The organism is Mesorhizobium sp. M8A.F.Ca.ET.202.01.1.1 (assembly GCF_004791595.1).
Lineage (GTDB): Bacteria > Pseudomonadota > Alphaproteobacteria > Rhizobiales > Rhizobiaceae > Mesorhizobium.
Genome location: NZ_SRUN01000267.1, coordinates 1 through 292, shown reverse-complemented (window position 1 = coordinate 292; position 292 = coordinate 1). Strand labels below are relative to the sequence as shown.

At 69.2% G+C, this 292-nt stretch carries 1 protein-coding gene; it reads left to right on the top strand.

Translation table 11 applies throughout. The features are described 5' to 3' along the window. Positions 1-94: 94 nt before the first annotated feature. A partial coding sequence (locus tag EN845_RS34785) for a TonB-dependent receptor (protein ID WP_210235543.1) occupies positions 95-292 on the top strand: 198 nt, incomplete at its 3' end.

The following is a 292-nucleotide window of genomic DNA, read 5'->3' as shown; positions in this document are numbered from 1 at the left end:
GAGTTATGCCAGGGGTACGTGGGACGTGGGCGCGCTGGGTATCATCGGCGGCGTGCGCGTGGAGAACACCCGCTTCTAGGCGATCGGCACCCAGGTGGACGTGGCCGCTAACGGCCGCAGCTTCACCGTCACCCCGCGCGTGGCCAACAGCAGCTACACCAACGTGCTGCCGGGCCTGCACCTGCGCTATGACGCGGCCGATGACTGGGTGCTGCGCGCCTCGGCCAACAAGACCGTATCGCGCCCGTCCTTCGGCGACGTTTCGCCGCGCGTGGGCTACAGCCGCGGTGAC